Origin of the sequence: Pseudomonas sp. V88_4 (assembly GCF_029967985.1) — a bacterium.
In the GTDB taxonomy this organism is placed as follows: domain Bacteria; phylum Pseudomonadota; class Gammaproteobacteria; order Pseudomonadales; family Pseudomonadaceae; genus Aquipseudomonas; species Aquipseudomonas glycinae.
This window is the reverse complement of record NZ_JASCAF010000044.1, coordinates 22,800-48,341: the sequence shown is the minus strand read 5'-3', so window position 1 is coordinate 48,341 and position 25,542 is coordinate 22,800. Positions and strand designations below refer to the sequence as shown.

The window sequence follows — 25,542 nt, the reverse complement described above, 5'->3', positions numbered from 1 at the left end:
CCTCTATACGGACAGGCTAAAATGCGCGCCCGGCTAACCGCTGATCCTTTTCCAACGCGCCCCACAAGGTTCGCTACGTGATCGAGTTTCAAAACGTCCATAAGACTTACCGCGTCGCCGGTAAGGACATCACCGCGCTGCACCCGACCAGCTTCTCCATCGAGAACGGTCAGGTGTTCGGCCTGATTGGCCATTCCGGCGCGGGAAAAAGTACCCTGCTGCGTCTGATCAATCGCCTGGAGCAATCCAGTGGCGGCAAGATCATCGTCGACGGCGAAGAAGTCACCGCGCTGGACGCCAACGGCCTGCGCCGTTTCCGTCAGCAGGTCGGGATGATCTTCCAGCACTTCAACCTGCTGGCATCCAAGACCGTGGCCGACAACGTCGCGCTGCCACTGACCCTGGCCGGTGAACTGTCTCGTGCCGAGATCGACCAGCGTGTGGCCGAGTTGCTGGCGCGGGTCGGTCTGTCCGATCACGCCAAAAAGTACCCGGCGCAACTGTCCGGCGGTCAGAAGCAGCGCGTCGGCATTGCTCGCGCCCTGGCGACCAAGCCGAAGATCCTGCTCTGCGACGAGGCCACCAGCGCCCTCGACCCGCAGACCACGGCATCGGTCCTGCAACTGCTGGCCGAGATCAACCGTGAACTGAAACTGACCATCGTCCTGATTACTCATGAGATGGATGTGATCCGCCGCGTGTGCGATCAGGTCGGCGTGATGGATGCCGGCGTGATCGTCGAGCAAGGTTCGGTGGCCGATGTGTTCCTGCATCCGAAGCACCCGACCACCAAGCGCTTTGTTCAGGAAAGCGAGCAAATCGACGAAAGCGAGCAGCGCGATGACTTCGCTCACGTGCCTGGCCGCATCGTGCGTCTGACCTTCCAGGGCGAAGCGACCTACGCGCCGTTGCTCGGTACCGTCGCCCGGGAAACCGGTGTGGACTACAGCATCCTGGCCGGTCGTATCGACCGCATCAAAGACATTCCCTACGGGCAATTGACCCTCGCCGTCACCGGTGGCGACATGGACGCAGCTTTCGCCCGCTTCACCGCCGCTGACGTTCACATGGAGGTGTTGCGCTAATGGAAGACCTGATGAGTTTCTTCACCAATATCGACTGGTACGAAATCTGGCTCGCCACTGGCGACACCCTGATGATGCTCGGCGGTTCGCTGCTGTTCACCGTGCTGCTCGGCCTGCCGCTGGGCGTGCTGCTGTTCCTGTGCAGCCCGCGTCAGTTGCTCGAAGCCAAAGGCGTGTACGCGCTGCTGTCGCTGGTGGTGAACATCCTGCGTTCGCTGCCGTTCATCATTCTGTTGATCGTGATGATCCCGTTCACCGTGCTGATCACCGGCACCTCGCTGGGCGTGGCTGGTGCGATTCCGCCGCTGGTAGTGGGCGCGACGCCGTTCTTTGCGCGGCTGGTGGAAACCGCCCTGCGTGAAGTCGATCGCGGCATCATCGAGGCAACCCAGTCGATGGGCGCGACCACTCGCCAGATCATCATGAACGCCCTGCTGCCGGAGGCCCGTCCGGGCATCTTCGCTGCAATTACGGTGACGGCGATTACACTGGTTTCCTACACGGCGATGGCCGGGGTGGTCGGTGCCGGTGGTCTGGGTGACCTGGCGATCCGTTTCGGCTACCAGCGGTTCCAGACTGACGTGATGATCGTGACCGTGGTGTTGCTGCTGATTCTGGTGCAAGTGCTGCAAATGGTCGGCGACCGACTGGTCGTGCACTTCTCGCGCAAATAACCGGTTTTGTAATGACATGAGCCGGCCATTCGCTGGCAGGCGCCAGACGGGCGCCGTAAAAAGGAGTTAGCTGAATGAAAAAACTGATCGTTGCCCTGGCTGCCGTTGCAGCGTTCTCGGCCCACGCCGACGAAACCCTGACCGTTGCTGCCACCCCGGTGCCGCACGCGGAAATCCTCGAATTCGTGAAGCCGGCTCTGGCGAAAGAAGGCGTGGATCTGAAGGTCAAGGTCTTCACCGACTACGTTCAGCCGAACGTGCAGGTGGCCGAGAAGCGTCTGGACGCCAACTTCTTCCAGCACCAGCCGTACCTCGATGAGTTCAACAAGGCCAAAGGGACCAGCCTGGTTTCCGTGACCGGTGTGCACCTGGAGCCGCTGGGCGCCTACTCCAGCAAGTTCAAGAAAATCGAAGAGCTGCCAAACGGCGCCAACGTGGTGATCCCGAACGACGCCACCAACGGCGGCCGCGCGCTGTTGCTGCTGGCCAAGGCCGGCGTGATCACCCTGAAGGATCCGAGCAACATCCTGTCGACCGTCAAGGACATCGCCCAGAACCCGAAAGACCTGAAGATCCGTGAACTGGAAGCCGCGACCATCCCGCGCGTGCTGACCCAGGTCGACCTGGCGCTGATCAACACCAACTACGCGCTGGAAGCCAAGCTCGATCCGTCCAAGGATGCGCTGGTCATCGAAGGCAGCGACTCGCCTTACGTGAACATCCTGGTGTCCCGCGCGGACAACAAGGACAGCGACGCCATGAAGAAACTGGCCGCCGCCCTGCACAGCCCGGAAGTGAAGAAATTCATTACCGAGAAGTACAAAGGCGCGGTATTGCCGGCGTTCTGATTCGGACGCCGCAACGAAAAGGGGACGCCACTGGCGTCCCCTTTTTTGTCCCTAAAACACATCCCCTGTGGGAGTAGTGCTGTTCTTACTTGCGGTTCAACATCACCGGCAACTGCGCCACCAGCTTGGCGTTGTTCAACGGCGCCCGAATAAACCCGCGCTGTGTCCCGTCCGGCCCGATCACCGCCAGGTTGCCGCTGTGGTCCACCGTGTAATTCGGTTTGCTGGTGTCGGCCGGAATGAACGGAATGCTCACCGCGTTCGCCACCTTCTGCAGCTCGTCGATCGACTTCGGCGTCAGGCCGATGAACTGTGGATCGAAGTAGCCCAGGTACTGCTTCAACTGCGCGGGGTTGTCGCGGTTCGGATCGACGCTGACCAGCACGATCTGCAGTTTATCCACAGCATCCTTCGGCAGTTCGCTTTTGATCTGGCGCAGCTGGGCAAGGGTGGTCGGGCAGATGTCCGGGCAGAAGGTGTAGCCGAAGAACAGCAGACTCCACTTGCCCTTGAGCTCGTTGACCGTGACCGGTTGGCCGTCCTGATTGGTCATCGTCACGTCCGGCAGGTTGCGGCTCTGCGGCAGCAGGATGATGCCGGCGTCGATCAATGCAGTCGGGTCGCCCTGGCCCTTGCCGCTCAGCACTTTGTTGACGGTCAGGCCGAGGATCAGCGCGATCACGGCGACGAGGATGAAGACGGTTTTCTGGGTTCGAGTCATAGGTTCAACAGTAAGTAGTGGTCTACGAGCAGGGCGATGAACAGCAGAAACAAGTACCAGATAGAGTACTTGAAGGTGTTGATCGCCGCGTGCGGCCGAGTGCCACGGTACAGCACCACGGCCCATTGCAGAAACCGCGCGCCCAAACCGAAAGCACAGATCAGGTACAGCAGGCCGCTCATGTGGATCACATACGGCAGCAGACTGACCGCCAGCAGGGCGAAGGTGTACAGCAGAATGTGCACCTTGGTGTAGTGCTCGCCATGGGTGACCGGCAGCATCGGAATGTCGGCCTTGGCGTATTCCTCCTTGCGGTGGATGGCCAGCGCCCAGAAGTGCGGCGGGGTCCAGGCGAAGATGATCAGCACCAGCAGCAACGGTTCGGCGCTGACGTGGCCGGTCGCGGCGGTCCAGCCGAGCAGCGGCGGCGCGGCGCCGGCAAGGCCACCGATGACGATGTTCTGGGGCGTCGCGCGTTTGAGGAAACCGGTGTAGATCACCGCGTAGCCGAGCAGCGAGGCCAGGGTCAGCCATGCGGTCAGCGGGTTGGTGAAGGTCAGCAGCAGGGCCTGGCCGAGCAGTGCCAGCACCAGCGCAAAGGTCAGTGCGCCTGTGGGCGAAACCCGGCCCTCGGCCAGCGGCCGTTTATGGGTGCGGGCCATGACCGCATCGATGCGCCGGTCTACCACATGATTGACCGCCGCCGCGCCACCGGCACACAACGCGATTCCCAGGTTGCCGAACACCAGCACCGTCCACGGCACCCCGGCGCGGGTCGCGAGGAACATGCCCACCAGCGAGGTGATGAGCATCAGCACCACGACTTTCGGTTTGGTCAGCTCCAGATAGTCTCGCCACAACGCCTGCGCGGGACGTTCACCGATCAGAATCGCCATGGCGTCTCTCCTTTTATAGTGATGGGCGCCGCCGACTGTTTACGCGGGCTCAGACGCCAGCGCGCGAGCATCGGCTGCTTGACCCGAACCAGACTGGTTCGCGCGTGATAGTTGACCAGCACCATCGTCAGCAGCAGCGCGGCACCGCCGGCGTTATGCGCCACGGCCACCGGCAGCGGCAGATGAAACAGCACGTTGCTGATGCCGAGGGTGATCTGCGCGGCGAGGGCGATCAGCACCAGCCCTGCCAGTCGGGTCATGCCCACCCCTTTCAGTTGCCAGGCCAGACCGAGCAGGACAATCGTCACCAGCAACGCGCCGATGCGGTGAGTCAGATGAATCGCCGTGCGTGCATCGCTGTCGAGTTGCCCGCCGAGGTAATTGGGGCCGATGTGTTGAGTCAGGTGAAAGCCGTTGGCGAAATCCGCCGGCGGCAGCCATTGGCCGTGGCAAGTCGGGAAGTCGATGCAGGCCACCGCCGCGTAGTTGGAACTGACCCAGCCACCGAGCGCGATCTGGCCGATCACCAGCAACAGACCGGCAGTGGCCCAATATTGCAGACGCTTGGGCACGGTCAGCGCCGGCAGCACGCCGGACAGTCGCAACGTCAGCAGAAACAACAGGCTCAGGGTCGCGAAGCCACCGAGCAAATGCCCGGTCACCACTTGCGGCCAGAGCTTGAGTGTCACCGTCCACATGCCGAACGCCGCCTGGGCGAACACCACCGCCAGCAGAAACAGCGGCAGCTTCAGCGGTTGCCCCGGATGACGGCGGTTGACCCACGCGCGCCCGGCCAGAATCGAGATCAGCAGGCCGAGGGTACCGGCGAAGTAGCGGTGGATCATCTCGTTCCAGCCTTTATGCGCTTCCACCGGTGAATCGGGGTAATGCAGTTCGGCATGGGCCAGTTGGGCTTCGCTTTTCGGCACGCTGATGAACCCGTAGCAGCCCGGCCAGTCCGGACAGCCGAGGCCCGCGTGGGTCAGGCGGGTGTAGGCGCCGAGCAGCACGACGATCAGTGCCAGCAGGGTGGCAAACAGCGCGAGGCGAAATCCAGGTTTGGCCATGACGATGCCCTTATCCGATGTTCGACAGTTTCAGCAGGTGGCGCAGGTCGTTGAGCAGGTCCTTGCCCTTGACGCTCGGGTCGTATCGCAGCACGAGGTTGCCGTGGGGATCGATGATCCACAGTTGCGGCGTGGCCTTGTCGCCCGTGGCCTTGCTGAAGGTGGCGGCGTCCAGCGGGTAGCGTTGCAACTGCGGGTACTCGCGGGTCAGCTTGGCTTCGTAGTCGGCACCCAGTGGTTGCGCAGCGGCGAGGGCGTGGCTGGCGCGACCAGCTTCGCGACCCAGGCCGATCTGGATCTGCCGCGCCAGGTACACCAGTTGCTGGCAGTCCACCGCGCAGTCTTTCGGTGCGGTGACCAGCATCTGCCAGCGCGTTTCGTCAGCCTGGATGCCGAGGTCGGCGCGGGTCTGGCCGTTGCCGATCAGTTCGCCGTGATAGCTGCGACCTTCCGGCACCCAGAACTGCAACTTGTACATGCCGGTGGCGAGGATCATCGGACCGACCACTCCGAGCACGATCAACAGCAGCTGGATGCGTCCGCGACGGCGACTGGCCGGGGCTTTTGCTTCAGACATGCTGGGTGGATTCATGGCCGCTCCCATGGTGTTTCTCCTTTGCGTTGTGCCAGCCGAGATAGAGGTAGAGACCGAGCAGGGCGGTGGCCATGGCGAACCACTGCACGGCGTAACCGAGGTGTTTTTCCGGGCCCATCGCGACCACCGGCCAGTCGGCCTGATAGCTGGCCGGGCCGGGCTCGGCGCGTAATTCGTAGGCGAAGCCGTCGCGTTCGAGGGTTTTCCACAGCTTCGTGGGTTCGACGGCGGTGACGGTTTGCGGCCAGGTGCTGCTGACCGGATCGGCATGCAGCTGGAAGGTGGCGCCGGGGGCGACATATACCCAGGCATCGAAATCCACGGCGTCGGCCGGTGTGTTGAATTGCGGGGCCGCGCGCCGGTCCGGCCACGGCAGCCAACCGCGATTGACCAGCAGCCACTGGCCGCTGCGTTGATCCTGAAACGGTTGCAGCAATTCGACGCCGACCTTGCCGTTGCGCTGACGGTTGTCCAGCAACAGGCTGTGGGCGGCGTCGAACTGGCCGTGCAGATGCACCCGGCGAAAGGCCGGGTCGGCGCTGTGCAGCAACTCGGTGCTGGCCATCGGATCGGCGGCGCGGCGTTCGGCGTAGCTGGCGAGCAGGGCGGTTTTCTCCGCGCCCCGGCCCAGTTGCCAGAAGCCCAGCGAAATCAGCAACGGCAGCAGCAGGCCGACCACCAGGGTCGGCACCACACCCGGCCGGAAGCGCTTCATGGTCGCGCCAGAAAGTCAGTGAACGCGATCGCTATACTCAATTGCATCGCTAGTTCCCCCGGAGTTCTTCCCATGCTCAAAGCAGCCATCGTCCTGATGCTGATTGCCACGGTGGTCAGCCTGTTCAGCGGCCTGTTTTTCCTGGTCAAGGACGACAGCAGCTCGAATCGCCTGGTGATCGCCTTGAGTGTTCGGGTGGCATTGGCCGCTGGCACCGTCGGCTTGATCGCCTGGGGTTTCTACAGCGGCCAACTGGTGTCGCATGCGCCTTGGTAGCTGCAAGCCACAAGCTGCAAGCTCCAAGTCAAAGCGGTAAAGCTTCTAACTTGTAGCTTGTAGCTTGGCGCTTGCAGCTGCTGTTAAAGCACATAAACGAAGATGAACAAGCCGATCCACACCACATCGACGAAGTGCCAATACCAGCTCGCCGCTTCAAAGCCGAACTGATGTTCGTTGTCGAAATGGCCCTTCATGATGCGCATCAGCATCACGAACAGAATGATCGTGCCGATGGTCACGTGGGCGCCGTGGAAACCGGTGAGCATGAAGAACGTCGCGCCGTAGATGCCCGAGCCGAGGGTCAGCCCCAGTTCGTGGTAGGCGTGGATGTATTCTTCGGCCTGGAAACCGAGGAACGCACAACCCAGCAGCACGGTGATCGCCAGCCACAGTTTCAGCGCGCCGCGATGGCCTTTCTTCAGCGCGTGGTGGGCGATGGTGATGGTCACGCTGGAGCTCACCAGCAGGATGGTGTTGATCAGCGGCAGGCCCCACGGGCTGATGACTTCCTTGGGCGGCGGGAACAGTTTCGGATCCGGCGTGTGCAGCAGCGGCCAGGTGAACTGGAAGTTCGGCCAGAGCATGTGGGCGATGCCTTTCGTGCCTTCGCCACCCAGCGCCGGGCCGGAAATGTGCCGCACGTAGAACAGCGCGCCGAAGAAGGCGATGAAGAACATCACCTCGGAGAAGATGAACCAGCTCATGCCCCAGCGGAACGAGCGGTCCAGCTGCGGGCTGTACAACCCCGCACGGCTTTCCTTGATCACCGCGCCGAACCAGCCGAACAGCATGTACGCCAGCAACAGGCCGCCGACGAAAAAGATCAGCGGGCCGTGGGATTCCGGACGCGCTGCCTTCAGATCGTTGAACCAGGTCGCCAGACCGTACACGGTGACGAACATCCCCACCGTGGCGACGATCGGCCACTTGCTCTGGGCCGGGACGTAATAGTGCTCATGAGTTGCCATTTATTGTTCTCCTTATCGGGCACGCTTAACCGCCAGTGTGTGCAGCCACCGGAGGATGTCGGGCGGTGATATCGAACAGCGTGTAGGACAGCGTCAGGTGCTTCACGTCCTTGGGCATGTCGCGGTCAACGATGAAACGCACCGGCATCTCGATCTGCTGACCGGGCTGCAGCACCTGCTGGGTAAAGCAAAAGCATTCGGTCTTGTGGAAGTACGCCGCCGCATTGCTCGGCGCGATGCTTGGCACCGCTTGCGCGCTCATCGGTTTGTCGGTGGGGTTGCGCGCAATGAAGATCATCTCGTTCACCGCGCCGGGGTTGGCGGTCAGTTCGTCATGCTTGGGGTAGAAATCCCAAGGCATGTCGGCGGTGTTGGTCGACAGAAACTGCACCCGCACCTGCCGCGAAGCATCGACGGTCTGCTCGCCCTCGTACTGTCCGGCGGTTTTGCCGTTGATACCGAACGCCTTGCACATCACGTCGTAGATCGGCACCAGGGCAAAACCGAAGACGAACATCGCCACCACCACGCCGAGCAGTCGGGTGACCAGCTTCTTCATCGAAATCGAGTCAGCCATGATCTTTGCCCTCGGCCGAGAACCGTGTGGGAGCTGGCTTGCCAGCGATGCAGCCGACGCGGTGTTTCAGGCCGGCCGCCATCGCGGGCAAGCCCGCTCCCACAGGCGTTTCCACAAGGCAGAAAGTGTTCATTTCACTTCCGGCGGCGTGGTGAAGGTGTGATACGGCGCCGGTGACGGCACGCTCCATTCCAGACCTTCGGCACCATCCCACGGTTTGGCCGGAGCCGGCTCGCCGCCACGGATGGTCTTGATCACGATGAACAGGAAGAAGATCTGCGTGGCGCCGAACATGAACGCGCCGATCGACGACACCATGTTGAAGTCGGCGAACTGCAGGTTGTAGTCCGGAATCCGCCGGGGCATGCCCGCCAGACCCACGAAGTGCATCGGGAAGAAGGTCAGGTTCATGCCGACGAAGGACAGCCAGAAGTGCAGCTTGCCCAGGGTTTCGTCGTACATGTGGCCGGTCCATTTCGGCAGCCAGTAATAGGCCGACGCGAAGATCCCGAAGATCGCCCCCGGCACCAGCACGTAGTGGAAGTGCGCCACCACGAAGTAGGTGTCCTGGTACTGGAAGTCCGCCGGGGCGATGGCCAGCATCAGTCCGGAGAAACCGCCGATCGAGAACAGGATCACGAACGCCACGGCAAACAGCATCGGCGTCTCGAAGGTCATCGAGCCCTGCCACATGGTGCTGGCCCAGTTGAACACCTTCACCCCGGTCGGCACCGCGATCAGCATCGTCGCGTACATGAAGAACAACTCGCCCACCAGCGGGATGCCCACCACGAACATGTGATGCGCCCAGACGATGAACGACAGGAACGCGATGCTCGCCGTGGCGTAGACCATCGAGGTGTAGCCGAACAGCGGCTTGCGCGAGAAGGTCGGGATGATCTGGCTGACGGCACCGAAGGCCGGCAGGATCATGATGTACACCTCGGGGTGGCCGAAGAACCAGAACACATGCTGGAACAGCACCGGGTCACCGCCACCGGCGGCACTGAAGAAGCTGGTGCCGAAGTGGATGTCCATCAGCATCATCGTCACGCACCCGGCCAGCACCGGCATCACCGCGATCAGCAGGAACGCGGTGATCAGCCACGTCCAGACGAACAGCGGCATTTTCATCAGGGTCATGCCGGGGGCGCGCAGGTTGAGGATGGTGGCGATCACGTTGATCGCACCCATGATCGAACTGATCCCCATCAGGTGGATGGCGAAGATGAAGAACGTCACGCTTTCCGGGGCATAGGTGGTGGACAGCGGGGCGTAGAACGTCCAGCCGAAGTTCGGCCCGCCACCGGGGGTGAACAGGGTCGAGACCAGCAGCAGAAACGCTGCCGGCAGCAGCCAGAAACTGAAGTTGTTCATCCGTGGCAGGGCCATGTCCGGCGCGCCGATCATCAACGGGATCATCCAGTTGGCGAGGCCGACGAACGCCGGCATCACGGCACCGAACACCATCACCAGTCCGTGCATGGTGGTCATCTGGTTGAAGAACGCAGGCTCCACGATCTGCAATCCGGGCTGGAACAGCTCGGCGCGGATCACCATGGCGAACGAGCCGCCGAGCAGGAACATGCAGAACGCAAACCACAGGTACAGCGTGCCGATGTCCTTGTGGTTGGTGGTCAGCACCCAGCGCATCAGGCCTTTGGCAGGGCCGTGGGCGTGGTCGGCATGACCGTGGTCATCGATGACAGCGCTCATGGCCGGTCTCCTTCAAGTGAGTGGACTGGGCAGGCCGAGGCGCAGGGCCCCGACCGGTTCACGAAGTACGCAATAGACCGGCTCATTTGCTTTCCGCCTGTTTCAGCTCCAGCACTTCTTTTGGCGTGACCATGTCGCCCTTGTTGTTGCCCCAGGCGTTACGTTCGTAGGTCACGACCGCTGCGATATCGACTTCCGACAGCTGCTTGCCGAACGCCGCCATGGCGGTGCCGGGCTTGCCGTGGAACACCAGACTCAGGTGCGCCTCTTTCGGTCCGGTGGCGATTTTTGAGCCCTTGAGGGCCGGGAACATCGGCGGCAGGCCCTGGCCTTCGGCCTGGTGACAGGCGACGCAGGTGGTGTGGTAGATCTTGTCGCCACGTTCCTTGAGTTCGTCGAGAGTCCATTCCTTGCTGGTCAGCTCCTTGAGCTGCAACGCTTCGGCCTTGCGCTCGGCAAGCCATTTTTCGTAGTCGGCCTTCTCTTTGACGTCGACCACGATCGGCATGAAGCCGTGGTCCTTGCCGCACAGTTCGGCGCACTGGCCTCGGTAAATGCCGGGCTTGTCGATGCGCGTCCAGGCTTCGTTGACGAAACCGGGGATCGCATCACGCTTGACCGCGAAGGCCGGCACCCACCAGGAGTGGATCACGTCGGCGGAGGTCACGAGGAAGCGCACCTTGGCCCCGGTCGGCAGCACCAGCGGCTTGTCGACCTCGAGCAGGTAGTGCTCGCCCTTGGCTTCCTTGTTGTGGATCTGCTCGGCGGGGGTGGCCAGGTTGCTGAAGAACTCGACGTCCTGGCCCAGGTATTTGTAGTGCCACTTCCACTGATAACCGGTGATCTGGATATCGATATCCGGCTCACTGGTGTCGTACATCTTGATCAGGGTGGCGGTCGCCGGAACGGCCATCGCCACCAGGATCAGCAGCGGGACGACGGTCCAGAGAATTTCGACGGTGGTGCTTTCGTGGAATTTTGCGGCGACCTGCCCGGTAGAACGGCGGTGCACCATCATCGACCAGAACATGGCGCCGAAGACGATGATCCCGATCACCACACAGATCCAGAAAATGGTCATGTGCAGGTCGAATACTGCGTGACTGATTTCAGTCGCTCCAGGCGCCATATTCACAGTCCAGGCAGCTTGCACCGGGCTGAAAATCGACCACAACAGGAGGCCCATCCAGACGTGTGGATGTCGCATCATTGCGGGTTCCCCTTATCGTTCTTGTTATCCCGCCGGCTTTCACCAGAGGCAAGGGAGCGGCTGCATCAGACTACGAACTTGAATCGCCGGGCCTTGCTGCGTGGGCAGTCGGGCGTCATCAGCTAACTCCATTCAATGGCGAGTATAGACAGCCGCTGAGAAATGCAATGTGCGCACGTAAATCGTATGAAACAGCTGGCACTTGCGTTCCAGGGCACGAATGGAGAAGGATGCAGACGAGTGTTGGCAAACAGATATAACGCCGGTGCATCAAGGATGAAATAATTATGACAAATGCGTCTTAGCATTTTTCGTAAGCCAGCTAAGTTATGTCTTCCCTATTTCATTGCCTTGTTTCCTGGAGTTTTCATGAACACCGCCGCATTGCGCGAGCAGATCCACATAGCCCGACAACACGAGATTGAAACCGGAAAGCTGACCCGTCAGCTGGAAGCCCAACTGCAACACCTGCACCCGGCGATCCAGTTGCCGGAAACCGACGCCAACGGCGTGCTGACGCGTTTTGTCGCCGCCTACATCGACGAAGTGCCAGATCTGCTGGATGCAGCCAATGAAGTCGCCAGGGAAGCGGGAATCGAATCGCAGATCAAACCGGTGCTGAAAATCGCCGAGCAGTACTTCCTCCAGCCGCCCGTGGGCCTGGACAGTCTGCTGGACGAAGCCTATCTGGCGCATCGTTTTGTCGAAGAGGTCAACGACCTTTACATCAAGCATCTCGGCCAGCCACTGATCCCCTTGGACATGACGGTCGCCAATCTGATTGCTCACCAGTTGCTCGGTGAGGAATTTGCCAATCAACTCGACGAAGTGGTGCATCACGCAGTGGACAGCATGCTCGACGACGACAGCTTCGCGCTGGAGTCGGTGGAAGCCTACCGCGAGAAACTCAGCAGCCCGGACACCGGTGCGGCGTGGAAGCGCTGGCCGTGCATGAGTCGCCGCCTGGGCGTGGGCCTGGAGCTGGATCAGCCGGCCGCATAACCGGAATATGCCCGGATACCTGTGGGAGCTGGCTTGCCAGCGATAGCGGTGGATCAGTCGAAATCATCAGAGACTGACACTCCGTCATCGCTGGCAAGCCAGCTCCCACAAGGTTTATTTCCAGAGGGGGGTTAGCCCGCCGCACCGATCCCGGTCGTGGTGCGGATCCGCCCCTCGAGCCGTCGCTTCAACCCGCGTGACTCGATCAACAGTTTCGCCCCCTTTGCCGCATTCGCCCGGCCCCACTCTTCGAGCAGTTCCAGACACGAATGGTCGATGTAGCTCAGGTTATTGAGCGGCACATGCACCGTCGTGCCCGGCGGAATGCTGCCCAGTACCTGAGTCAGCGCTGGCACCTTGAGGAACGTCGCGGCGCCCACCAGACGCAACTCCATTTCCCCTTCCTGCGGCAGATCGATCAGGCTGATTTTCAGGCGTGAAGCCTTGAATGCCAGTTTCAACAGAGTCAGGCCGAAACCGATCAGCACGCCGGTCAACAGGTCGGTGAAGATGATCGCCAGGGCCGTGGCGGCGTAGGTGAACATCGGCATCCGGCCATAACGCCCCAGACCACGGAACGCCTTCAGGTCCACCAGTTTGAAACCGGTGTAGACCAGAACGCCCGCCAGACTCGCCACCGGAATGCTCTGCAGCAGGCTCGACAGCAACAACACGAACGCCAGCAGCCACAGGCCATGGAAAATCGTCGAATAGCGTGTGGTAGCGCCGGCCTGGACGTTGGCCGAACTGCGCACGATCACCCCGGTCATCGGCAGCGCCCCGACCAGCCCGCACAGCATGTTGCCGACACCTTGCGCCGATAGCTCACGGTCGAAGTCCGAACGCGGGCCGCTATGCATACGATCCACGGCAGCGGCGGACAGCAGGGTTTCGGCGCTGGCGATGAAGGCCACGGCAAACGCGGCGATCAGCAGCGTCGGGTCGGCCAGGCTGAGCAGATCCGCCGGTTTCAGCCAGTCGATGGCTTCCGCCAGATTCGCTGGCACTTCAACCCGCTTCACTTGCAGCGCCAACAACAGGCTGGCGCCGGTTGCCAGCCCGACCCCGAGCAGTGCCCCCGGAATGAAGCGCAGCGAATGCGGGCGGAATTTCTCCCACAGCCACATCACCGCGATGGTCGACAGCCCGAGCAAACCGGCCTGCCAGCCAACGGACGGCAACGCCTGCGCCACCGCGCCGGGGAATGCCGTGAGGTTGTCGAGACCAGAGGGTTTCGGTGACGCATCGAGCATCACATGCACCTGAGAGAGCACGATCAGCACGCCGATCCCCGCAAGCATGCCGTACACCACTGCTGGCGCCGTGACCCGGAACCAGCAACCGAGCTTCAGACGTCCCGCTACCAGTTGCAGGAAACCGGCGAGCAGCAGGATCGGCCCGAGCATCTCGATGCCGTGCTGGCGCACCAGCTCGAACACCAGCACCGCCAGACCCGCCGCCGGCCCGCTGACCTGCAACGGCGAGCCCGCCAGCCAGCCCACCACCAGACCGCCGATGATCCCGGTGATCAGACCTTTGGCCGGCGGCAGCCCTGAAGCAATGGCAATGCCCATGCACAGCGGCAGAGCGACCAGAAACACAACCACTGAAGCGAGCAACTCCCGTGGCAACACAGCTTTCAATTGAGCCGCACGCATGGCGATTCTCCCGAAGTGTTCTTCAGGCGTGGCAAGGCCTGGCCGCTGAAACAGCGGCCGGCGTCAAACCACACGGATTTTTAGGAGGATTTAGAAGCGCGCTTTGGGCGTCGCCACCGGAATCGGATGGCTGCCGTCGAGCGGCAGGAAGCAACCCTGATCCGCGTCGTAAGCTTTGATTTCGCTGGTTTCGATGTTGTAGACCCAGCCATGGATGAACAGATGACCGTTCGCCATGCGTGAGGCTACCGAAGGATGGGTACGCAAGTGCTGCAGTTGGGCGATGACGTTCTCCTCGGTGAGGATCGGCATGCTTTCTTTTTCGTCGGTGCAGTTGCAGTTGTCATGCACCATGGTTTTCGCGACTTCGGCGTGGCGCAGCCACGCTTTGACCGTCGGCATCTTTTCCAGGCTGCCGGGATTGAGTACCGCGCGCATGGCGCCGCAATCGGAATGGCCGCAGATGATGATGTGCTGCACGCCAAGGGCCAGAACCGCGTATTCGATGGCGGTGGAAACGCCGCCGTTCATCTGGCCGTAGGGTGGCACGACGTTGCCGACGTTACGGGTCACGAACAAATCGCCGGGCGAACTCTGGGTGATCAGTTCGGGCACGATGCGCGAGTCGGCGCAGGTGATGAACATCGCCCGTGGCGATTGGGCCGTGGCGAGTTTCTTGAAGAGTTCTTCCTGCTGCGGAAAGACCTCATGATGAAAATGCAAAAAGCCGTCAACGATACGCTTCAACGCTGCATCGGCGGATTCCGCCACAGGGGCGGCTTGCGCCGACGCAGCCAACGGCTGTTTATCCTTGTCACTCATGATTCATCCTCATTGGCGGATTCGGGGAGTCGTTCCCGTGTATTCCGGTGTGAAGCCAGTGGCTGTTTAGAACATCCGGGTCATCCCGACCCGTCAGTCACTCGATGAACAAGGTAACCGCCGAAACTTAACTCAAACTGAATCAAGCGCTCTAGAACGTGTGTTCCAGGTCACAAAAAACGTGACCGGCGTAAACCGGGTCAAGCATTCCTGCCGCTCAACCATCGGCCAATAGTTCCTAAATCAGCGCCATCTGGCGACCCGGTGGGCAGAAGGCCGTGCAATCGAGGTTGAAGCCTTCGCGGTGATTGAGCCCCAGGCGTTTCAGCGCTTTGGCGAAGCGCTGGGCAAGCAGGTCGGCAAACGGCCCTTCACCGCGCATTCGCGCGCCAAAGCGGCTGTCGTACAGCTCGCCGCCACGGCTCTGGCGGATCAGGCTCAGTACATGCCCCGCACGCTGCGGGTAGTGCGCCTCGAGCCATTCCTCGAACAGCGGCGCCACCTCCAGTGGCAGGCGCAGCATCATGTAGGCCGCGCTCTGGGCACCGGCGGCGTGGGCCTCGGTCAGCAGGCTTTCGATTTCGCTGTCGTTGATCATCGGAATCATCGGCGAACACAGCACGCCGACCGGAATCCCCGCCTCGCGCATCACCCGGATCGCCCGCAACCGGGCCTTGGGCGCAGCGGCGCGGGGTTCGAGGATGCGTTTGAGCTCGTCGTCGAGGGTGGTCAGGCTGATCATCACCGCCACCAGCCGCTGTTGTGCCAGTTCGGTGAGCAGGTCGAGGTCGCGCAGGATCAGCGAGCCCTTGGTGATGATGGTCACCGGGTGCCGGTAGCGCAGTAGCACTTCCAGGGTCTGGCGGGTGATTTTGTGTTCGCGTTCGATCGGTTGATACGGGTCGGTGTTGGAGCCGAGATTGATCGGCGCGCATTGATAGCCTTTTTTCCCCAGCTGTTCTTCCAGCACCTGGGCGGCGTTGGTTTTGGCGATCAGTTTGGTTTCGAAATCCAGTCCCGGCGACATGTCCCAATAGGCGTGGCTGGGCCGTGCATAGCAATAAATGCAGCCATGCTCGCAGCCGCGATAGGGATTGATCGAGCGGTCGAAGGGCAGGTCCGGCGAGGTGTTGCGAGTGATGATGGTCTTTGCCGTCTCGAAGCTGACGTCGGTGCCCTGGGTCAATGGCACTTCCTGATACCAGCCGTCATCTTCGGCCACCGAGCGGCTCGGCGCGAAGCGGTTGTGCGGGTTGGTGGCGGTGCCGCGACCGCGCGGAGGAAGGGGGATGGACATGGCAGCGCCTCGATACTGTGTGCATATACAGTATCGAGGCGCTGTCGATCTGACCAGTGCCGTTTGGCGAACAGTCAGTTGTGCTGTGTCACCTGACCGAGGTCATCGTTCGAGGTTTGCTTCATGTCTTCCTTGCGCAACGCAGTCACATCGGCCGCTTTGACTGGCGCGCCCTTGTTGCCCCAACTGCCACGGATGAAGCTCACGACATCCGCCACTTCCTGATCCGAGAGGCGCCAGGCGAAACCGGGCATGGTGAAGGTGGACGGTGCCGTGTGCGTCGCAGGCAGCGTTCCACCCTTGAGCACGATGTGGATCAGCGAAGTCGGGTCGTCCGATTGCAACACCGGGTTGCCCGCCAGCGCAGGGAACACCCGGGTGTAGCCGTGGCCGTCAGTGCGGTGACACGCTGCGCAGTTGTCGATGTACACCGACGCGCCGCGCTGGCTGTCGTCACCGTTCCACAAGGCCTTGGCAGCTTTTTCGTCGTACTGATGTGGCTGGTCGGTCGGATCATTGGCCGGCAGCGATTTCAGGTAACGGGCAATTGCAGTCAGGTCGGCGTCGGTCATGTACTGCATGCTGTGGGTGATCACGTCGCTCATGCCACCGAACACCGCGCTGCGGTCACTGCGCCCGGTCTTGAGGAACTGCACCAGTTGTTCTTCGCTCCAGCTGCCGAGACCGTCCTTGTGGTCGCCGCGCAGGCTCTTGGCGATCCAGCCTTCCAGCGGCGCACTGCCTGACAGAAAACTGCTGCCTTCGGCCGCGCTCAGGGATTTTTCCTGCATGGTCAGGGCCCGTGGCGTATGGCAGGCGCCGCAATGTCCGAGGCCTTCCACCAGATACGCCCCACGGCTGACGACGGCATCGTCCGACGCGGGTTTGTAGTCCTCGACCTTCGGCGCAAACAACCAGCGCCAGCCCATCAGCGGCCAGCGCATGCTCAATGGCCACGGGATGTCGCTGGCCTTGTTCTCTTGCGCCACCGGTTCCACGCCGTGCATGAAGTAGGCGTAGAGCGCTTGCATGTCGGGTTCGCTGACACGGGCGTAGGACGGATACGGCATCGCCGGGTACAAGGTACTGCCGTTTTTGGCCACGCCATGGCGCACGGCCTGGTCGAAGTCCTCAAAGCTGTAGTCACCGACGCCGGTTTTATCCGGAGTGATGTTGGTCGAGTAGATCATGCCGATCGGGGTCTCCATCGGCAGGCCACCGGCGAACGGCTTGCCGTTCTTGGCCGTGTGGCAGGCCACGCAGTCGCCGGCACGGGCGAGGTATTCACCTTTTTTGATCAAGGATTGATCAACTTCGGCGCCATGAACGGCAGCGCTGCCGAGCAGGGCCAGGGTCGCGATAACGAGAGTCTTCATGGTCATCGCTCCTTAAGCCTGAACCAGCGGGCCGGGGTTTTTCAGGTATTGCTCGCGGATCGCTTTCGCCGACCAGTAGGTCAGCGCGGCAACCAGGCCGGTGGGGTTGTAGCCCAGGCCTTGCGGGAATGCCGACGCACCCGGGACAAACACGTTGTGCACGTCCCAGCTCTGCAGATAGCGGTTGAGCGCGCTGGTCTTCGGATCGGTGCCCATGATCGCGCCACCGTTGAGGTGGGTGGTCTGGTACGACGCGGTGTTGAAGTGGTCGCCGACTTTCTTGCCGATCACGGCAATGGCTTTCGGGCCCATGGCCTCGGCGATCTTGCCCATTTTCTCGACCATGAAGCGGTTCATCTTGATGTCGTTTTCCTGCCAGTCGAACGTCATCCGCAGCAGCGGCATGCCGTAGGCATCGCGGTACACCGGGTCCAGATCGAGATAGTTGCCACGGTAGGACTGATGCGCGCCGTGGGCGTCCATCGACACCTGGTGGGTGTAGTAATCGGCGGTGGCGCGTTTCCACGCACTGCCCCAGGCCGGGGTGCCCGGCGGGTTGGAGGTGCCGGCGATCGGTCGGCTGCCGGCCTGGTTGACCCACATCGGCGAGCCACCGACGAACCCGTGAGGCCCGTGGTCGAAGTTGTCGGCGTTGAAGTCATCCACTGCCACACCGTTGCCGCCGGCACCGATGAAGTTGTTGGTGTGGGTGTCCTTGTCGAAGAACGCCTTGATGGTGGCCATGTTCTGGTAGGCGAAGTTGCGCCCGACCACACCTTCACCGCTGACCGGGTCGTAGGGTTTGCCGATACCGGAGAGCAGCATCAGGCGCACGTTGTGCAACTGGAACGCGCCCAAAATCACCAGATCCGCCGGTTGCTCGATCTCCCGGCCCTGGCCGTCGATGTAGGTGACGCCGGTGGCTTTGGTTTTCGTGCTGTCGAGGTTGACCCGCAGTACGTGGGCGTTAGGCCGCAGCTCGAAATTCGGCAGTGGCTTCAGCGCCGGCAGAATGTTCACGTTCGGCGACGCCTTGGAATACATGTAGCAAACGTAACCGCTGCAGAAACCGCAGAAGTTGCACGGACCCATCTGCGCGCCGTAAGGGTTGGTGTACGGCCCTGAAGTGTTTGCCGAAGGCAGGTTGTAGGGTTTGTAACCGACTTCGGTAGCCGCTTTGCCGAACAGCTGTGCGGAAACCGTGTTCTTCTGCGCTTGCAGCGGGAACGGATTCGAGCGATCCGGGGCGTACGGGTTACCGCCCTTGCCCTGGCCGACCAGTTGGCCTTTCACGGTCCAGGCCTGGCCGGAGGTGCCGAAGACTTTTTCGGCGAAATCGAAGAACGGTTCCAGTTCTTCATAGCTGACGCCGAAGTCCTGGATGGTCATGTCCTTGGGGATGAAGCTTTTGCCGTAGCGTTCTTCGTAGTGGCTGCGCATGCGCAACTCGATCGGGTCGACCCGAAAGTGCACGCCCGACCAGTGCAAACCGGCGCCACCCACGCCATTCCCCGGCAGAAACGCGCCCAGTTGGCGATTCGGCAGGGCGATGTCGTTGACGCTGTGACGGATGGTGACGGTTTCCTTGGAAATGTCCTGGAAGAGTTTTTTCCGCACGCTGTAGGTGAGTTCGTCGATCACCTGGGGATAGTTGCCGTCCGGGTAGGTGTCCTGCATCGGCCCGCGTTCCAGCGCCAGCACGTTGAGGCCTGCTTCGGTCAGCTCCTTGGCCATGATCGCGCCCGTCCAGCCGAAACCGACGATCACTGCGTCGACCTTCTTCATTACCGTTGCCATGCTCACGCCCTCTCGCCGCGAATCGAAACTGCCGGGAAGGGGTACTGCTCGTTGCGTTCCACCCAATCCATGAAATCGGCGCGGGCGCCGGGGAAGCCGATCATGGTCCAGCCGACCATGCCTTTATTGCCGCCGTGGATCGGGTCGCAGAAGAACCCTTCCTTGGTGTTCTGCAGCAGCAGACTGAAGAAAATCTTCGCCGGAACCGCGTCGAATTGCGGTTTTCCGGCTTCCAGCTGCTTGAGCAGATCGTCTCGGGTAGCGCTGTCTTGCTCGGCAAATGTTTTACCGTTGATGGATTTTGCCCACTGATCCGTGGCGGCAATGCCGAGGCGATAGATCTCTTTTGGCACCAGTTTGCTCTGCCAGCCCATCTCGGGCGCGGCGTCGGCGTTGAATGGCCCTTGCATGTACCAGAGGGCACCGGCGGCGTACGGCGTGTTCATCTGACGGTCGATGTATTCCGGCACGCCGGCCTCGAGTGCACCTGGACCTTGCGCATCGTTGGGGATCAATTGCGCGACGGCGGCATTGATGAACGCCCACTCTTCGGCAGTGAAGTAGCTCGGCTGATACGTGCTGGCTTCAACGGCGGCCGTTTTCGCCGGCGCTGTGGCAGGCGCGCTTTCGGGCGCGGCTTGCAGCACCGTGCTGCCGAGACCGCTGCCGGCGAGGGTGACGACCGGAATCAGGGTCAGGGATTTGCGCAAGAACTCACGCCGCGGGTTGTCTCGCTCTTCATCAGACATGGGGGTGCACCTCATCAGGCATTGATGGTTGTCAGCCGTTTCTGCGAACGGCTCAAGAATTTTCTGTTTGCGACGTGGCCGGAAGGACGGGAACAACGGGGACGCGCCTGCAACATGATGTGACAAATGGTAGCAGGCTAAGCAACGAGATGAACCGATTCAGCCAAAAAAACAGCGTTTTTCACCAAGGAAACCGGTGTCTTCACGATTCTTTTACAAGCGCCTCACGGGGATTTGACTGCATGGCTCGCAAGCTGAAGCCTTCAATGACAAAACCCACACGGTCGCCGCAAAGCATGTTCCTGACGCGTTTTTCCTCCGCATTCTGTTTGTCGCTGCTTGCCCTGTTCAGCTGTATTCCCGCCCAAGCGGCGGAGGCTCCGGCTACTGCTCGTCCCACTGAGTGGGCGCAACCGGTCGAGGTGCAATACAACCTGTTCCAGATGTCGCCCACGCTTTACCGCAGTGCACTCCCCGATGACGGTGCAGTGCCGTTGTTGAACAACCTGAAAGTGGCGACGGTTATCAACTTTCTGCCGGAAGCGGATTCCAGTTGGCTGAAAGCCCCCGGAATCCATCAGGTGCAATTGCCCTATCGCACCAATCACGTGGACGACAGTGATGTGCTCAAGACCCTGCGTGCCATCCAGTCCGCCGAAGCCGAAGGCCCGGTGCTCATGCACTGCAAGCACGGCTCCGATCGCACTGGCCTGATGGCGGCGATGTACCGGATTGTCGTGCAGGGCTGGAGCAAGGAAGACGCCCTGAACGAAATGACTCAGGGCGGATTTGGTGAAAGCGGCCACTTCAAGGACGGCGTGCGCTACGTAATGCAGGTCGATGTCGACAAATTGCGCACCGCGCTTGCCAATGGCGATTGCAGCACCAGCGCGTTTGCCACGTGCTCGATGAAGAGCTGGTTTCAGACGGTCAATCTGAAGTAACCCTTGCGGGCGCCCCGTCAACGAGGCCGGCCACCGGTCGGCCGATGAACGCTTCCACCGCGTCCAGCAATGGACGCCCTGCACCTGGCGCAAAGAAGGTCGCGCGAAACTCGCGGCCGGTTTGCGCGTTGAATACCCAGTCGCGGCTGAAACGCTTGAACGCCTCCTGGGCCAGCACGCCCGACCAGACGTAGGTGTAAACCGAAGCGTCGTACTGGGTCACCATGTAATCGAAACCATTGGCGAACCGGTGATTGTCCGGCAGTTGCAGAGGAGCCAGTCTGCGCTGCACAGCGGTGCAAACCTCTTCGACCGAGCGCCCATCACCGTGGGTCAGGTGCAGCTCGAAATCGATCATCGCTCCCATCAGCAACAAGGCCTGTTGTCGACTGGAATGAGCCTGGCTGGCCGACAACGCCGCGTCGATCCGTGCGGTGCTCAAGCGTTCGCCAGTCTGGAAATGCACGCCGAGCCAGCGCAAAAACTCCCGTGACAGACACCACTGCTCGAACAACTGCCCGGAAAACTCCGCCGCTTCATGGCTCAATTGCAGGACACCGGACAGGCTGTAGTGGGGTGAGCGCGTCAGCACATGCTGGAGGCAATGCCCGAACTCATGAAACAGCACCCGCAGATCATCGAGCTCGAGCCGACAGGGATGGGTGTCGGTAGGCCGTGTGAAATTGCTGTAGAGCAGGGCTATCGGCAGCGCCGGGCGACCTTCGGCATTGATGCGGCGGTTGCGCAGTGTGGAAGTGCCGGGGAAATCCGCAGCGTTGTCACGGTGAAACGGCTCGAGGTAAATGTAGCCGATGACCTGCCCATGCTCGCTGACTTGCAGCAGGCGCACATCGTCATGCCAGTGCCCCCCGCCGGACTGCTCGACGAGGCGGATCCCGAACATCCGCTCGCAGAACAGACAGAGCCTGCGCAGGGTGCCCTCCAGCGGGAAGTAATCCCGCAGGTTTTCCAGCGCACCGGGAAACTGTTGTTGGCGCCATTGCTCGGCGAGGAAATCTTCATCCCATGGCTGTACCCGGTCGATCCCGCGTTGTCGGGCAAAGGCAGCCAATTGTTTGGCATCCTGTGCGAGGACAGGTGCCAGCTGCGCCGCCTGACGCTGAAGAAACCCACTGACCCACGCCGTGGTTCCGCCGCTTTCCTTTGCCAGACTCCGTTGCGCGGCGTTTTCATGACCGAGCAAACGGGCTTGTTGCTGGCGCAAGGCTAGCAGCCTGGCCAGCACCGGGCCGTTGTCGAAGCGGCCGGCCAGCGGCCCGCGATCGGATGTGCGGGTCGCGTAGGCAATGCAGCATTCCTGGCGCAAGGCTCGGTTTTCGGCGTATTTGAGGATGTGCTGGCAGGTGTTCTGATCCAGGCGGATCAGCCAGCCGTCATGCCCGGCCTGGCGTGCGGCAAGTGCCAGCCGATCTTTCATCGCCGGCGACAGGCCCGCGAGCAGTGCGGCATCGTCGATGTGCTTATTCCAGCTCGCGGCCCAGCGTTCGAGGTTATCCAGAAATACGTACTCCAGCCCACCGATCTCGCGGTTCAACCGCGCCAGTTCCTGTTGCTGGTCAGGGGGAAGCTCAATGCCCGACTGCTTGAATCTTCGCAGAATCCGGGACAGGGCGAGGGTGCGCGATTCATCGAAACTGCCGGCGATCGAACTCTGCGCCAAACGCTGATAGGTCTCGTACAACGGGCGATTGCGGGCCTTTTCGGAGCGATACTGATTGATCGCCAGATGCGCCTTGGCGCTTTCTACAAGCCAGACGGCATCGTCGGACCTGCCCACCGACAGGGTTTCGAGAATCGAGCGGATTTCACTGAGGCGGGCGTCGACTTCGTCGATGCTCAGCACCAGGTCATCCCAGCCAGGATGCTCGGTTTGACTGGCGATCACCTGGGCGATGATGCGTCGATTGTCGGTAATGATGCGGTTGACTGCCGGCACGAGATGCTCGGCGCGAATCGCCGGCCACGGTGGCAGCGTCCAGTGTTGCAGGAGGGGATTGGTGTCGGGCATGGCAGCTTCCTTCGAGGCGTGGCGCAAAAGGCCAGCCTACGAAGCAAGTGCGGGGGACAGGTGTTAAGCCAATACCACCTTCCACCGACGAATCGTGGAAGGTGGGGTTCTGGATCAGTGCTGCTCGTCGGGCTTTTTCTTCAGCTTCGGATTCGGGAAGAACTGCACCGCCTGAACCGTTTTGTCCGGTGCCGGCTTGAGCGCGCTGGTGTTAACCCGCGTGCCCAGTTCTTTCGGCACCGACAGCCCTTGGGCATTGAGCGTATCGCTGTAGCCGCACGCCACGCATTCACGGTGCGGGACATCGTCCTCGCTCCACATCATCAGTTTGTCCGGCTCGCTGCACGCCGGGCAGACCGCCCCGGCGATAAAGCGTTTTTTGGTCTTCACGGATGCCTCACTCATGCTGCCGCGTCCTCACTCAGGCCGCTGTGGCGCAAGAGTGCGTCAATCGACGGCTCACGGCCACGGAAGTCGACGAACAGCACCATCGGCGCCTGCGACCCTCCGCGGGCGAGGATCGCTTCGCGGAACGCGCGACCGGTGTCGGCATTGAGCACGCCGTCTTCTTCGAATTTGGAGAAGGCATCCGCCGACAGCACTTCCGCCCATTTGTAGCTGTAGTAACCCGCCGCGTAACCGCCGGCGAAGATGTGCGCGAAGCTGTTCGGGAAGCGGTTGTAGGCCGGAGGTCGCATTACCGAGACTTCGTTGCGTACGCCTTCCAGCACTTGCGCGACGCTGCGGCCGTCGCCGTGGGTGGCGTGCAGTTCAAAGTCGAACAGTGAGAACTCCAGCTGACGCACCATCATCAGGCCGGACTGGAAGTTTTTCGCCGCGAGCATTTTTTCCAGCAGATCCTGCGGCAGCGGCTCGCCGGTTTCGTAGTGGCCGGAAATCAGCGCCAGACCTTCCGGCTCCCAGCACCAGTTTTCCATGAACTGGCTCGGCAGCTCGACCGCGTCCCACGCCACGCCGTTGATACCGGAAACGCCGGCATGCTCGACGCGGGTCAGCAGGTGATGCAGGCCGTGGCCGAATTCGTGGAACAGGGTGGTCACTTCATCGTGAGTCAGCAGCGCAGGCTTGCCGCTGTCGGCCGGGGTGAAGTTGCACACAAGGTTGGCCACCGGGCTTTGCAGCACGCCGTCGACGGTGCGGCGACGGTCGCGGGCGCCATCCATCCACGCACCGCCGCGCTTGTTGGCGCGGGCGTAGAGGTCGAAGAAGAAACGGCCGACGTGCTGACCGTTTTCCTTGATTTCGAACAGGCGCACGTCCGGGTGCCAGGTGTCGAAGCCTTTCAGTTCGGCGATTTCGATGCCGTACAGACGCTGAACGATGGCGAACAGCCCACCCAGCACTTTGTCGATCGGGAAGTAGGCGCGCAGGGTTTCCTGGGCGACGCTGTAGCGTTGTTCACGGAGTTTTTCACCGTAGAAACCGCTGTCCCAGCTTTGCAGATCGGCGCAGCCCTGTTCGGCGGCGTAAGCCTTGAGCTGTTGCAGGTCCTGGGCGGCGAACGGTTTGCTGCGTTTGGCCAGATCACGCAGGAAGCTCAGCACCTGATCGCTGGATTCAGCCATTTTTGTGGCCAGGCTCAGTTCGGAGAAGCTGGAGAAACCCAGCAGCTTGGCCAGCTCCTGACGCAGGTCGAGGATTTCGTCCATCACCGGGCCGTTGTCGTTCTGGCCGGCATTCGGGCCTTGATCCGACGCACGGGTGCAGTAGGCAGCGTAGACTTCTTCACGCAGCGCACGGTCCTGGGCGTAGGTCATCACCGCGTAGTAGCTCGGGAATTCCAGGGTGATCAGCCAGCCGTCGAGGCCTTTGGCCTGTGCGGCAGCAGCCATTTGCGCCTTGGCCGAATCGGTCAGGCCGGCGAGGGCGGCTTCATCGGTCAGGTGCTTGGTCCAGGCCTGGGTGGCGTCGAGTAACTGGTTGGAGAAGCGGCTGCCCAGCTCGGACAGCTTGCTCTGCACTTCGGCGTAGCGTTTCTGATCAGCTTCGGGCAGGTCGATACCCGAGAGGCGGAAATCGCGCAGCGCATGTTCCAGAATGGTTTTCTGGGCGACATCGAAACTGGCGGCTTCCGGGCTGTTGGCCAAGGCTTCATAGGCCTGGAACAGCTCGCGATTCTGGCCCATTTCGGTGGAGTAGGCGCTCAATGCCGGCAGGCACGACTCGTAGGCTTCACGCAGTTCGGCGCTGTTGCACACGGCATTGAGGTGGCTGACCGGGCTCCAGGCGGCGCCCAGGCGATCATTGAGTTCGTCCATCGCCAGCACCAGCCCGGCCCAGGTCGGGTTCTGGCCCTGGGTCTTGAGGATTTCGGCGATGGCGGCGCGGTTGTCGGCCAGGATGGTTTCGATGGCCGGCTGCACGTGTTCGGCACGGATCGCGGAGAACGGCGGCAGGTCGTAGGACTGCAGAAGAGGGTTGTTCACGCTCACGGTTGGCACCTTGGCTGGAAGAAACATGCGCCCATCTTAATTACAATCGACACCCACCGCAGCT

The 25,542-nt window shown here is 61.6% G+C and carries 24 protein-coding genes; 6 read left to right on the top strand and 18 right to left on the bottom strand.

Annotated elements, in window-relative coordinates:
- The first annotated feature begins 77 nt into the window (after positions 1-77).
- From QLG12_RS21425 to QLG12_RS21415, 3 genes are all read left to right on the top strand, one after another.
- Positions 78-1,085 (top strand): methionine ABC transporter ATP-binding protein, encoded by a 1,008-nt coding sequence (locus tag QLG12_RS21425; RefSeq protein ID WP_011331788.1) that lies wholly within the window; start codon positions 78-80, stop codon positions 1,083-1,085.
- The gene (locus QLG12_RS21420) at positions 1,085-1,759 is read left to right on the top strand and encodes a methionine ABC transporter permease (RefSeq protein WP_011331789.1); all 675 of its coding nucleotides are present in this window, start codon (positions 1,085-1,087) and stop codon (positions 1,757-1,759) included. The genes QLG12_RS21425 and QLG12_RS21420 overlap by 1 nt, the downstream gene beginning before the upstream one ends.
- Positions 1,760-1,833: 74 nt before the next feature.
- Positions 1,834-2,607, top strand: a complete 774-nt coding sequence (locus QLG12_RS21415) for a MetQ/NlpA family ABC transporter substrate-binding protein (RefSeq protein WP_282475192.1) — start codon at positions 1,834-1,836, stop codon at positions 2,605-2,607.
- An 85-nt stretch (positions 2,608-2,692) separates the two neighbouring features.
- Here QLG12_RS21415 and QLG12_RS21410 read toward each other — a convergent pair whose 3' ends face one another.
- The 5 genes from QLG12_RS21410 to QLG12_RS21390 are packed head-to-tail and all read right to left on the bottom strand — an operon-like array spanning position 2,693 to position 6,601.
- Entirely contained in the window at positions 2,693-3,328 is a 636-nt protein-coding gene (locus QLG12_RS21410; protein ID WP_007953994.1) for an SCO family protein, read from the bottom strand.
- Positions 3,325-4,224, bottom strand: a complete 900-nt coding sequence (gene cyoE / locus QLG12_RS21405; RefSeq protein WP_197869010.1) for a heme o synthase — start codon at positions 4,222-4,224, stop codon at positions 3,325-3,327. The genes QLG12_RS21410 and cyoE overlap by 4 nt, the downstream gene beginning before the upstream one ends.
- Positions 4,212-5,291 carry a COX15/CtaA family protein gene (locus QLG12_RS21400; protein ID WP_282475191.1) on the bottom strand — a complete coding sequence of 360 codons (1,080 nt, stop codon included), beginning with the start codon at positions 5,289-5,291 and terminating at the stop codon, positions 4,212-4,214. The genes cyoE and QLG12_RS21400 overlap by 13 nt, the downstream gene beginning before the upstream one ends.
- 10 nt (positions 5,292-5,301) lie before the next feature.
- Positions 5,302-5,895 carry a hypothetical protein gene (locus tag QLG12_RS21395; RefSeq protein WP_007953988.1) on the bottom strand — a complete coding sequence of 198 codons (594 nt, stop codon included), beginning with the start codon at positions 5,893-5,895 and terminating at the stop codon, positions 5,302-5,304.
- The gene (locus QLG12_RS21390) at positions 5,861-6,601 is read right to left on the bottom strand and encodes an SURF1 family protein (RefSeq protein ID WP_282475190.1); all 741 of its coding nucleotides are present in this window, start codon (positions 6,599-6,601) and stop codon (positions 5,861-5,863) included. The genes QLG12_RS21395 and QLG12_RS21390 overlap by 35 nt, the downstream gene beginning before the upstream one ends.
- Before the next feature lie 72 nt (positions 6,602-6,673).
- On the opposite strand from QLG12_RS21390, the gene QLG12_RS21385 reads away from it, so the two are divergent.
- Positions 6,674-6,877, top strand: coding sequence for a twin transmembrane helix small protein (locus tag QLG12_RS21385; protein WP_236192553.1), 204 nt, complete (start codon positions 6,674-6,676; stop codon positions 6,875-6,877).
- Positions 6,878-6,960: 83 nt separating this feature from the next.
- Here the strand turns inward: QLG12_RS21385 and QLG12_RS21380 are convergent, their stop codons facing one another.
- From QLG12_RS21380 to coxB, 4 genes are all read right to left on the bottom strand, one after another.
- A complete protein-coding gene (locus tag QLG12_RS21380; protein ID WP_179693127.1) occupies positions 6,961-7,848 on the bottom strand; it encodes a cytochrome c oxidase subunit 3 in 888 nt (295 codons plus the stop codon).
- 25 nt (positions 7,849-7,873) lie between these two features.
- Positions 7,874-8,425 carry a cytochrome c oxidase assembly protein gene (locus QLG12_RS21375; protein ID WP_282475189.1) on the bottom strand — a complete coding sequence of 184 codons (552 nt, stop codon included), beginning with the start codon at positions 8,423-8,425 and terminating at the stop codon, positions 7,874-7,876.
- Between the two features lie 129 nt (positions 8,426-8,554).
- Complete coding sequence (gene ctaD / locus QLG12_RS21370) at positions 8,555-10,141, bottom strand: cytochrome c oxidase subunit I (RefSeq protein ID WP_115079849.1); 1,587 nt, start codon at positions 10,139-10,141, stop codon at positions 8,555-8,557.
- 82 nt (positions 10,142-10,223) lie between these two features.
- Positions 10,224-11,351, bottom strand: coding sequence for a cytochrome c oxidase subunit II (coxB, locus tag QLG12_RS21365; RefSeq protein WP_197869014.1), 1,128 nt, complete (start codon positions 11,349-11,351; stop codon positions 10,224-10,226).
- Positions 11,352-11,720: 369 nt separating this feature from the next.
- Between coxB and QLG12_RS21360 the strand changes: the two genes are divergently transcribed.
- Positions 11,721-12,353, top strand: coding sequence for a hypothetical protein (locus QLG12_RS21360; RefSeq protein WP_064379553.1), 633 nt, complete (start codon positions 11,721-11,723; stop codon positions 12,351-12,353).
- Between the two features lie 131 nt (positions 12,354-12,484).
- Here the strand turns inward: QLG12_RS21360 and QLG12_RS21355 are convergent, their stop codons facing one another.
- The 6 genes from QLG12_RS21355 to QLG12_RS21330 form a co-directional block, all read right to left on the bottom strand.
- On the bottom strand, positions 12,485-14,011 hold the full coding sequence (locus tag QLG12_RS21355) for a SulP family inorganic anion transporter (protein WP_085653895.1): 1,527 nt from the start codon (positions 14,009-14,011) through the stop codon (positions 12,485-12,487).
- Positions 14,012-14,101: 90 nt separating this feature from the next.
- On the bottom strand, positions 14,102-14,833 hold the full coding sequence (locus QLG12_RS21350) for a carbonic anhydrase (protein ID WP_282475188.1): 732 nt from the start codon (positions 14,831-14,833) through the stop codon (positions 14,102-14,104).
- A gap of 238 nt (positions 14,834-15,071) precedes the next feature.
- Positions 15,072-16,130, bottom strand: coding sequence for a PA0069 family radical SAM protein (locus tag QLG12_RS21345; RefSeq protein ID WP_282475187.1), 1,059 nt, complete (start codon positions 16,128-16,130; stop codon positions 15,072-15,074).
- Positions 16,131-16,204: 74 nt separating this feature from the next.
- Entirely contained in the window at positions 16,205-17,506 is a 1,302-nt protein-coding gene (locus QLG12_RS21340) for a cytochrome c (protein WP_282475186.1), read from the bottom strand.
- 12 nt (positions 17,507-17,518) lie between these two features.
- Positions 17,519-19,303, bottom strand: a complete 1,785-nt coding sequence (locus QLG12_RS21335) for a GMC family oxidoreductase (protein ID WP_064379545.1) — start codon at positions 19,301-19,303, stop codon at positions 17,519-17,521.
- Positions 19,304-19,305: 2 nt separating this feature from the next.
- Complete coding sequence (locus QLG12_RS21330) at positions 19,306-20,052, bottom strand: gluconate 2-dehydrogenase subunit 3 family protein (protein ID WP_197869019.1); 747 nt, start codon at positions 20,050-20,052, stop codon at positions 19,306-19,308.
- A gap of 296 nt (positions 20,053-20,348) precedes the next feature.
- On the opposite strand from QLG12_RS21330, the gene QLG12_RS21325 reads away from it, so the two are divergent.
- Entirely contained in the window at positions 20,349-20,996 is a 648-nt protein-coding gene (locus QLG12_RS21325) for a dual specificity protein phosphatase family protein (RefSeq protein WP_282475309.1), read from the top strand.
- On the opposite strand, the gene QLG12_RS21320 is transcribed toward QLG12_RS21325, so the two are convergent.
- The 3 genes from QLG12_RS21320 to prlC all read right to left on the bottom strand — a co-directional run bounded on the left by QLG12_RS21320 (position 20,983) and on the right by prlC (position 25,505).
- On the bottom strand, positions 20,983-23,025 hold the full coding sequence (locus QLG12_RS21320) for a M3 family metallopeptidase (RefSeq protein ID WP_197869020.1): 2,043 nt from the start codon (positions 23,023-23,025) through the stop codon (positions 20,983-20,985). The two genes, QLG12_RS21325 and QLG12_RS21320, sit on opposite strands and share 14 nt — an antisense overlap.
- A 114-nt stretch (positions 23,026-23,139) precedes the next feature.
- Positions 23,140-23,430 carry a YheV family putative zinc ribbon protein gene (locus tag QLG12_RS21315; RefSeq protein WP_197869021.1) on the bottom strand — a complete coding sequence of 97 codons (291 nt, stop codon included), beginning with the start codon at positions 23,428-23,430 and terminating at the stop codon, positions 23,140-23,142.
- Positions 23,427-25,505: an oligopeptidase A gene (gene prlC, locus QLG12_RS21310; protein WP_282475185.1), complete on the bottom strand. Its 2,079-nt coding sequence runs from the start codon at positions 25,503-25,505 to the stop codon at positions 23,427-23,429. The genes QLG12_RS21315 and prlC overlap by 4 nt, the downstream gene beginning before the upstream one ends.
- Positions 25,506-25,542: the final 37 nt, after the last annotated feature.

Excerpts from the sequence above, each read along its gene's own strand:
- QLG12_RS21420 (WP_011331789.1), top strand. The coding sequence starts at position 1,085 with ATGGAAGACCTGATGAGTTTCTTCACCAATATCGACTGGTACGAAATC.
- QLG12_RS21415 (WP_282475192.1), top strand. The coding sequence starts at position 1,834 with ATGAAAAAACTGATCGTTGCCCTGGCTGCCGTTGCAGCGTTCTCGGCC.
- QLG12_RS21410 (WP_007953994.1), bottom strand. The coding sequence starts at position 3,328 with ATGACTCGAACCCAGAAAACCGTCTTCATCCTCGTCGCCGTGATCGCG.
- cyoE (WP_197869010.1), bottom strand. The coding sequence starts at position 4,224 with ATGGCGATTCTGATCGGTGAACGTCCCGCGCAGGCGTTGTGGCGAGAC.
- QLG12_RS21400 (WP_282475191.1), bottom strand. The coding sequence starts at position 5,291 with ATGGCCAAACCTGGATTTCGCCTCGCGCTGTTTGCCACCCTGCTGGCA.
- QLG12_RS21395 (WP_007953988.1), bottom strand. The coding sequence starts at position 5,895 with ATGGGAGCGGCCATGAATCCACCCAGCATGTCTGAAGCAAAAGCCCCG.
- QLG12_RS21390 (WP_282475190.1), bottom strand. The coding sequence starts at position 6,601 with ATGAAGCGCTTCCGGCCGGGTGTGGTGCCGACCCTGGTGGTCGGCCTG.
- QLG12_RS21385 (WP_236192553.1), top strand. The coding sequence starts at position 6,674 with ATGCTCAAAGCAGCCATCGTCCTGATGCTGATTGCCACGGTGGTCAGC.
- QLG12_RS21380 (WP_179693127.1), bottom strand. The coding sequence starts at position 7,848 with ATGGCAACTCATGAGCACTATTACGTCCCGGCCCAGAGCAAGTGGCCG.
- QLG12_RS21375 (WP_282475189.1), bottom strand. The coding sequence starts at position 8,425 with ATGGCTGACTCGATTTCGATGAAGAAGCTGGTCACCCGACTGCTCGGC.
- ctaD (WP_115079849.1), bottom strand. The coding sequence starts at position 10,141 with ATGAGCGCTGTCATCGATGACCACGGTCATGCCGACCACGCCCACGGC.
- coxB (WP_197869014.1), bottom strand. The coding sequence starts at position 11,351 with ATGATGCGACATCCACACGTCTGGATGGGCCTCCTGTTGTGGTCGATT.
- QLG12_RS21360 (WP_064379553.1), top strand. The coding sequence starts at position 11,721 with ATGAACACCGCCGCATTGCGCGAGCAGATCCACATAGCCCGACAACAC.
- QLG12_RS21355 (WP_085653895.1), bottom strand. The coding sequence starts at position 14,011 with ATGCGTGCGGCTCAATTGAAAGCTGTGTTGCCACGGGAGTTGCTCGCT.
- QLG12_RS21350 (WP_282475188.1), bottom strand. The coding sequence starts at position 14,833 with ATGAGTGACAAGGATAAACAGCCGTTGGCTGCGTCGGCGCAAGCCGCC.
- QLG12_RS21345 (WP_282475187.1), bottom strand. The coding sequence starts at position 16,130 with ATGTCCATCCCCCTTCCTCCGCGCGGTCGCGGCACCGCCACCAACCCG.
- QLG12_RS21340 (WP_282475186.1), bottom strand. The coding sequence starts at position 17,506 with ATGAAGACTCTCGTTATCGCGACCCTGGCCCTGCTCGGCAGCGCTGCC.
- QLG12_RS21335 (WP_064379545.1), bottom strand. The coding sequence starts at position 19,303 with ATGGCAACGGTAATGAAGAAGGTCGACGCAGTGATCGTCGGTTTCGGC.
- QLG12_RS21330 (WP_197869019.1), bottom strand. The coding sequence starts at position 20,052 with ATGTCTGATGAAGAGCGAGACAACCCGCGGCGTGAGTTCTTGCGCAAA.
- QLG12_RS21325 (WP_282475309.1), top strand. The coding sequence starts at position 20,349 with ATGTTCCTGACGCGTTTTTCCTCCGCATTCTGTTTGTCGCTGCTTGCC.
- QLG12_RS21320 (WP_197869020.1), bottom strand. The coding sequence starts at position 23,025 with ATGCCCGACACCAATCCCCTCCTGCAACACTGGACGCTGCCACCGTGG.
- QLG12_RS21315 (WP_197869021.1), bottom strand. The coding sequence starts at position 23,430 with ATGAGTGAGGCATCCGTGAAGACCAAAAAACGCTTTATCGCCGGGGCG.
- prlC (WP_282475185.1), bottom strand. The coding sequence starts at position 25,505 with ATGTTTCTTCCAGCCAAGGTGCCAACCGTGAGCGTGAACAACCCTCTT.